General features: G+C 40.9%; 4 protein-coding genes and 2 pseudogenes. 5 read left to right on the plus strand and 1 reads right to left on the minus strand.

The features are described 5' to 3' along the window. On the minus strand, window positions 1-1,303 hold a 1,303-nt coding region (locus tag F6K38_RS32150), incomplete at its 3' end, for an aminopeptidase P family protein (RefSeq protein ID WP_287359133.1). A 267-nt stretch (window positions 1,304-1,570) separates the two neighbouring features. Between F6K38_RS32150 and F6K38_RS32155 the strand changes: the two are divergent. The 5 genes and pseudogenes from F6K38_RS32155 (at window position 1,571) to F6K38_RS32175 (ending at window position 6,898) form a co-directional block, all read left to right on the plus strand. Further along, a pseudogene (locus F6K38_RS32155) lies at window positions 1,571-2,806 on the plus strand (RNA-guided endonuclease InsQ/TnpB family protein). A 15-nt stretch (window positions 2,807-2,821) separates the two neighbouring features. Then, window positions 2,822-3,139 (plus strand): annotated as a pseudogene (locus F6K38_RS32160) (ABA4-like family protein); the annotation flags it as partial. Between the two features lie 414 nt (window positions 3,140-3,553). Further along, complete coding sequence (locus F6K38_RS32165; protein WP_287359136.1) at window positions 3,554-4,285, plus strand: dynamin family protein; 732 nt, start codon at window positions 3,554-3,556, stop codon at window positions 4,283-4,285. A gap of 9 nt (window positions 4,286-4,294) precedes the next feature. Continuing rightward, window positions 4,295-5,992, plus strand: a complete 1,698-nt coding sequence (locus F6K38_RS32170) for a hypothetical protein (RefSeq protein ID WP_287359139.1) — start codon at window positions 4,295-4,297, stop codon at window positions 5,990-5,992. Between the two features lie 75 nt (window positions 5,993-6,067). Next, window positions 6,068-6,898, plus strand: coding sequence for a hypothetical protein (locus F6K38_RS32175; protein ID WP_287255076.1), 831 nt, complete (start codon window positions 6,068-6,070; stop codon window positions 6,896-6,898). Window positions 6,899-7,089 lie beyond the last annotated feature (191 nt).

Below are 7,089 nucleotides of genomic sequence, written 5' to 3' on the forward strand. Positions count from 1 at the left end.
TAATCAACACATCATCTTCAATCCGAATTCCCCGCACATCATCAAATTGTGCCAATCTATCCCAATCCACCATATCTTTGTAGGTTGACCGTCGCTCCGGGTCATTCAAAATCCCTGGAACTTGATAGAATCCTGGTTCAATTGTCACCAACATCCCTGCTTCCAAGGGTCGGTCTAGTCGCAGGAAGCCCAAGCCAAAGCGATCGCTTCTTACCCGTCCTGGTGCATACCCTGCCAAATCCCCTAAATCTTCCATATCATGGACATCTAATCCCAGCAAATGACCAACACCATGGGGAAAGAATAAAGCATGGGCATCCATTGCTACTAAATCCGAGATGTCTCCTCGCAGAATCCCCAAATCTATCAATCCCTCAGCCATTACCCCTGCTGCTGTCATATGAATCTCTCGATATTCCACCCCAGGGTAAAGATTCTTGATGCAGAAATCATGGGCTTCTTTGACGACATTATATATATCCCGCTGAGTAGGGGAAAATTTTCCAGTCACCGGCCAAGTACGGGTAATATCCGCCGCCCAACCCATAGGGGTTTCTGCTCCCACATCCGCCAGCAGTAAATCTCCTGGTTGCAGGGAATGGTGATACTCACCATTGTGGAGCACTTCCCCATGAACCGTAACAATACTTGTGTAAGCACGGGTCATATTATGGGAAATAATTACCCCTTCCATCGCCCCCCGCACTTCCGCTTCCAGTTTAGCCTTGGGAGTAGCTGCCATTCCGGCTTTATGAGCAGCTATCGAAACCTCAGCGGCTTGGCGCAACTCCGATAATGCCCCCTCGTCATGGTATAACCGTAGGGATATTATTGCTTTTGCTAAATCCAAGTCAATCCCTTCTGGAGCATCAGCGGGTCCCACAGCACGACCTAATAATTCCTGTTGTTGGCTGTAAGTAGTGGGATTTTGAACAGCAATGGTTGCTGCTCCCTGAGAATGCAATTGCAATTCTGAGAGGGGAAAAACCCGATCAGCCCCAATCATCTCAGCAATTTCCTCAGGTGAAGGGGTTTCTCCGTGCCACAACGCACTACCAGGGGCTGGCTTATCCATGAATAAATCCAGTTTGCCATCATTGAGGCCAATTACTGCATTAGTTAGGGATAAACCAGCAAAATACAAGAAGTGACTGCTAGCCCGAAACGGGAACGAATTGGCTCGGAAATTCCGAGGACTAGGATGTCCAGACCAGAGAATTACTGGAAAATCCACCAGCTGAGCCAATTTTTGACGCCGTTGCTTTAGTGTAGTGGCTAGAGAGCCGTCATGGTTGTTAATCATCGGATTTATTATAATTTATTTGTTTAACCTTCACCGTTGAATATTTATACCGTAAATTCCACAAGACCTGTGGAATTTGTTTAAAATTATCCCCAGGGGCGACCTAATAGTAAAATCTGCCCAGTGATCGGGTTTGGGACGAGCAATGACAATGTTATTGGTCTAAGCAACATCCAACTATGGAAACTGAACCAGAACAGATTAACACCACAGATTAACACAACAGATTAATGCGATTCGGCGTTCGCGGAGCGTGACCTTAGGTCAATGATCATAATTGAGTTCAAAGCTTACGGGAAAGAAAGTCAATACAAAGCCATAGATGAAGCTATTCGGACAGTTAAATTTGTTCGCAATTCTTGTCTTCGTTTATGGATGGACAATAAAGGGACTGGGAAATATGACCTTAGTAAGTATTGTAAAGTACTGGCTAAGCAATTCCCTTTTGCTAATGAGCTGAACTCAACAGCACGACAGGCAGCTTCTGAACGTGCATGGTCATCGATTGTTCGATTTTATGACAACTGCAAAAAGAACAAGCCTGGAAAAAAGAGCTTTCCTAGATTTCAAAAACATTGCCGGTCTGTAGAGTACAAGCAGTCTGGTTGGAAGCTATCCTCTGATAATAAGGCTATCACCTTCAGTGACAAGAAAAGCATCGGAAAGCTCAAGCTCAAGGGAACTTGGGATTTGTGGCAATTCGACAAAAAACAAATCAAAAGAGTAAGGATAATTAAACGCGCTGATGGCTACTATGTTCAATTTTGCGTAGCAGTTGACATAAAAGAAGACTTAGACCCTTCTAAGAGAAACGTTGGTCTAGATTTGGGACTAAAGGAGTTCTATACTGACTCTGACGGAAACACAGAACCAAATCCTAGATTCTATAGGAAAGGCGAAAAACGCTTAAAGTTTTATCAACGTCGAGTATCTCGGAAAGTGAAAGGCTCTGCTAACCGCAAGAAAGCCATTAACAGACTAGGAAGGCATCATCTTAGAATAAGTAGGCAGCGTGTTGGCGAAGCCTGCGCGTAGCGCATAGAACATGCTAAGAGACTGGCACGTTGCGTAATCCGGTCTAACGACCTGGTCGCTTACGAAGATTTAAGAGTCAAGAATCTAGTAAAGAATCATTGTCTTGCTAAGTCTATTAATGACGCTGGTTGGTATCAATTCAGGAAATGGCTGGAGCATTTTGGAACTAAGTTTGGCAGAGTGACTGTAGCAGTAAATCCTGCTTATACAAGCCAAAACTGCTCAGAATGCGGCGAAGTAGTGAAGAAATCATTATCAACTAGAACTCACATTTGTAAGTGTGGTTGTAAGTTGGACAGAGACCATAACGCCGCAGTCAATATCCTTAAAAAAGCCTTGGGTACGGTGGGGCACACCGGAACCTGGATCATAGATCCGAACGCTTCGGGAGATTTAGCCTCTACTGTTCTTGGTTCCGGCCAGGTTCAGCAAGCCGAGTCTATGATCGAAGAATCCCCGCGCCTTTAGGACGGGGAGTGTCAACTATTTATTAATAGCATTACACCAGAATCCGCCCAAGCCTTATCGAATCCTCAGTTAGCCGATATTGCCCGTTTCTTTAGTGACGAAACCGTTGCTGCTACTGGCTGGATACACTTCCTAGTTCTGGACTTGTTTGTAGGCCGTTGGATTTACTGGCAAGGGCAACAGGCTGGTATTTGGACTATTCACTCCTTAATTCTATGTTTATTTGCAGGACCAGTCGGACTACTTTCTCACATTATTACCGCTTGGATTACCCAGAAATCCACCTCAGATAATCCCTTAGACCCTGAAACCACCAGTCCATCACAGACATAATCAGCGGGTTTATATCTGGGTTGTAAACACAGGGATTGCTTAAAAAGGCAAAAGGCAATAGGCAAAAGGCAATAGGGTAAAGAGGTCTGGAGTTTTATGGGACAGTCAAAAAATACCTTTTAGGTTTACATCTCATTTAAAGCACTACCCATTCAGGTTAGGAAATTGATACAAGTTGAAAAGCTGTTATGCTAAAATTTAGCCTGTTGCCTGTTGCCTTGCCCGTAGCGCTATGTCTTTGCCTAGATTAAGAAATATTTCAATTTGCCAGTTACCTTGACAAATTTGGGTTAAAAAACGCTATTATTATAGTAATAGTTATTCAAAAGCTAACTAAATAATTAGGTAAAAATAAACACGAACTCTAGGGTGCTTTACCATCGTTACAACTCAACACTAAAGGCTTTGAGGATAATGAGAAGCAACATCAAAAAGACGTTTGAAGCTGTTGAAGAATCAATCGGGAATGTTTACCAGGAATGGGGGAGTTTTCATGAGCATATCCGTGAGCAGTTACCCCCAGAATACTACAGTGAACTCGAAGATTTAAACAGCCAATTCCAGGTGGCGGTAAGTGAATTAGTTAAAGAACTCAGTGAACCGGTTCTTACCTTAGCGACAACCGGGACAACTAGCAGTGGTAAAAGTACCCTGGTCAACTTCTTGTGTGGCACAGAAATTCTCCCAGTTGCTGTACAAGAAATGAGTGCAGGGGTTGTGATTGTAGAATACAGTGAAACGAAATCTCTGAAAATTGATCAGACCCCAGGGGCACTTTGGGAATGTGGAGAATGGCGCAATCTTACCGACGAAGACATTTATGACCGTTTAGACCAAGTCATGAAGTCCTATCTTCAAGCTAATCGAGACGAAAAAACCAGTGTTGCTTGTCCACAAGCAACGATATATTATCCTTTCCGGCTTGTAGCCGATCCTAACCTGCTTGATTTGCCTGAAAAAACCAAAGTGCGAATCATGGATCTTCCCGGTTTAGCCCATGTGGGTGATGAAGGGAATGCTTCTGTGATTAGAAAATGTAAAGAAGCCTTATGTATAGTTACCTATAATAGTGCAGAAATCAATAAAGATACTGTTAGTCAGTTACTCCAAGAAGTGGTTGATCAGGTCAAAGAACTAGGAGGCTAACCAGCCCGGATGCTCTTTGTTCTGAATCGAATTGATGTGTTTCGGGATGACAAAGATTGGCCGGATAGTGAAAGAGATTTTTTCAAAAGAACTGTTCACAATATCAAACAAAAGTTAACCAAGGAGCTAGAAGAATATCAAGAAGATATTAGTGCTCTACAAGTCATCAAGATGAGTGCATTGCCAGCTCTATTGTCGGTTCAAATGAAGAGTTATAATCAGCAAAAAAGTACTCAAGCATTTGAAAAAATAGACGATCGCTTTAAATTCTTAATTCCCAAAGATATTATAGAAGATTTACCCAGAAAAGTAGAGCGATGGGAAAACCATCAGCGCCACCGTGTTGCCGAGAAGGTTTGGGAAGCCTCTTACGCAGAGGAATTTCACAAATACCTGAAAGAGCATATCGATCAAAACTTTCCACAATTAGTTATTCCGCAAATTGTAGACCGCTTTAAAGCTAAAGCAGGTAATGCCGTAGCAGAGTGGGCTATACAAACCACTTATGCCTTCATTAATAGTAAAGAAGAAGACTACCAAAAAGAATGTGAGACTATTGCCCAAATTCGGCAAGACATCAGTCAGTTTATTTCACAAAAAGCTCAAGAACTAAGAGACCCTTTTGAAAAAATTGAAAATGCTCTAAAGGGTTTTAGAGAAGAGAGCGATCAAAGTTTTTCCGAGGATAATAACTCTTCAGATACTACTTCAGATCCTAGGAATGAGTTGGAGCAAATTGTCGAAAGTATCATTGAAGAACTCAGGCAAGGAGACTACCAAGAGCGCGCAAACAGTTTAATACTGCTCTATCGATGGAGAAGAGGAGTAGAGCAAGCAGTAGTAAAAGAAATATTGACGCCAACGGTTGAGTCTTTGGATACAGGAAAAATCTGTTTAGATAGCAAAGTGCTTCAAGCAGCTGATCCGGACAAGTTGAATCTTTTAGAAGGAGTAATTAGAGATTTAATTGATTTAGAATATCCTACTAAAAATGGGAATAAGATCGAAGCACGTACTGAGCAAGAGAAAAAAGATTTAAGGAAGCTTAATGATAAACTCAATCAATTGACTAGTGCATTAAAGGGTCTGATGAATGAAGCTGTCAAACAAATATTAGATCGAGAGATGAAAGGGGTAGTTGATGGCTTGAAGACTTTATTGGATTATTACCTGTCTCTTCTTGAGGAAGGAATGGGGAATATTGCCCCCAATTTAGCGATTAGCTTTTCGAGATCAGAACTTGAGATAATTGATAGTATACCTGAGCCAAAATTTAAGTTTGAAGCTGGATTCGCAATTATAGAAGGCACATGGCTAGAAGACGTTGAAGTTACGGAACTCAAGCGAACTTTATTTTTATTTAAAAGAAAAGTAAAGACGATTAAACAAGAAACACGCTCTAGTGATAATGCTCAGTTACCCAAAATAGAAGACATCAATAAACACTGGCTATGGCAAAAAAATCAGGCAGAAATAGAAATTTATAGTCAGGTGGCGGATTGGTTTATCTGTCAAATGAATAAGTTTATAAAAAAGGTTGAGTCTTCTCAAAAAGAAATTGTAGACCGTTATCAAGAGCGGCTAGATAAAGCCTATGATCAAGCTCAACTATCTTTACAAAAAGACTTATCGATCTGGAATCCGCTACACCAGGAAGCTAAACAACTTAAGGAAAATATTAAGAAAGCTGGAAAAGTGCTGAGGTAGTTTCCCTCTATTCTGTAAGCTAGGGGAGCAACTTTATCAATATTCCAATTTTCCTTAAAAGAGTATGATAACCAAATGGATAAAGAATCTCGAAGTCGCTTCGACGAAGTTTATCGTGAAATTAAGGAATACTGCAACTCAACCGATAAGGGTTGTATGTATACAGCCATCAGCAAGCTGTCTCCAGACAACTACCAGAAAATCTGTGAGCATTTCAATATAACTCAGGATTCGACCATCAAACAAGACTTGCAGTTTTTTAAAAAGTATTTCATTGACGATGATGACAATGATTGGAGTAATAATATGGATAGAGTATTAGAAGTATTATGTAAAGAAGTATTAGATAAGCCGTTGCCAGAAGAAGATCCGTTGACGCAGTGTTTACGAGTTACTCCTGAGCTTTGGTTGAAAGTATACTTTATACTTTTCATCTCTCTTATAGTTATTGGCTCCTACGCTTTTCTGAAACCAGTGATTTTTAAAACCCAAGAAAAACCAGAGCCAAATACACCACCACCGTCACCGCCACTAAAAGACTCTACACAACAATACTCTATTTTGTGCTTAGTTGTTCCTTCTGATCAATTAAGTGGCTTGAATCAAGATTATCTGATTCCCTCAAATCGTGTTAAAGAACTTATATTGTCTGCGTCTTATTTTTTATGTGATGCTTCAGTTGAAGCTATTGACCAAAAAGTAAACCTCAAGCTCAGTCCGGATAGTATTAATTATTCGAGTAAGGAAGATGCCTACATCCAGCTGATAATTCCTGGGGGTGAGAATATAATTGGTAAAACAACAAAGTTCGAGCTTAGAAAGAATCTACCTGATGGTGATGCGAAAATCGATAAAATTGGTCGTCTTATCAAAATATATGGTTTAGAAAATTTCATCTGCGCTTAAGTAATTATAGCAATTCTGTTTCCCATGAAGTACCAAGGGATCCCCCGTTTCCCTTAAAAAGGGAGACTTTGAGGTTGCTTACTGTACCTCATACATGCAATAAACGCTATAAAATAAATTGGAAAAATGGATTGGAAAACTGCTTCATCCTATTATGAAACTCGTTTAAGTCACGCTTTAACTGTGTTGCG

The sequence above is a fragment of the Moorena sp. SIO3B2 genome (assembly GCF_010692525.1).
GTDB lineage: Bacteria > Cyanobacteriota > Cyanobacteriia > Cyanobacteriales > Coleofasciculaceae > Moorena > Moorena producens.

Bases quoted from the DNA above. Each gene is read 5' to 3' on its own strand.
- F6K38_RS32165 (WP_287359136.1), top strand. From the start codon at position 3,554: ATGAGAAGCAACATCAAAAAGACGTTTGAAGCTGTTGAAGAATCAATC.
- F6K38_RS32170 (WP_287359139.1), top strand. From the start codon at position 4,295: ATGCTCTTTGTTCTGAATCGAATTGATGTGTTTCGGGATGACAAAGAT.
- F6K38_RS32175 (WP_287255076.1), top strand. From the start codon at position 6,068: ATGGATAAAGAATCTCGAAGTCGCTTCGACGAAGTTTATCGTGAAATT.